1 protein-coding gene is annotated in these 576 nt (G+C 65.5%); it reads left to right on the top strand.

Translation table 11 applies throughout. From position 1 onward, the window contains the following. Positions 1 to 576, top strand: a 576-nt coding sequence (locus tag ACP7AU_RS17800) for an outer membrane protein (RefSeq protein WP_426052287.1), incomplete at both ends; no start/stop codon positions are given.

Raw genomic sequence — 576 nt, 5'->3', positions numbered from 1 at the left:
CCGCTGGTGCTGCTTCGGCTGAGCCGGACGGCTGGTACGGCGCGATTGACGCCGGTTACCACAAGATCGACGACATCAACCTGGAAGCGTCCGGCAACGGCGTGAACTGGAATGCCGAAGTGAACGACGGCTGGGCCGCGTTCGCGCGTCTGGGCTACCGGTTCAACCCGAACTGGCGCGTCGAGCTCGAAGGCGGTTACCGCTCGGGCGACATCGGTCGCATCCGTCACTCGACGGGTTCGGTTCCGTCGGGCGTGTGTAACTTCACGCCGGCCACTGGCCCCTGCTTCTCGCCGGAAGGCGACATCGAATCCACCACGCTCATGGCCAATGTCATCTATGACATCGGCGGCGAGTACTGGGGCGTTCGTCCGTTCGTGGGCCTCGGCGTCGGCGTGAACCGCGTCAACACCGAGTTCGTGGGCACGATCCGCGGCCAGCGCACGGTCTCGATCGCGGCTGACGACAGCTCGACCAAGTTCGCGGCGCAAGCCCTGGCGGGCCTGAGCTATGCGATCGGCGACCGCGCCAACATCGACCTGACGTACCGCTATCTGACGGGCGACATGGAGTTCA

This window comes from Brevundimonas sp. SL161, from assembly GCF_049896985.1.
GTDB lineage: Bacteria > Pseudomonadota > Alphaproteobacteria > Caulobacterales > Caulobacteraceae > Brevundimonas.
The sequence above is the reverse complement of the archived record's forward strand: the minus strand, read 5'-3'. Positions and strand labels throughout refer to the sequence as shown.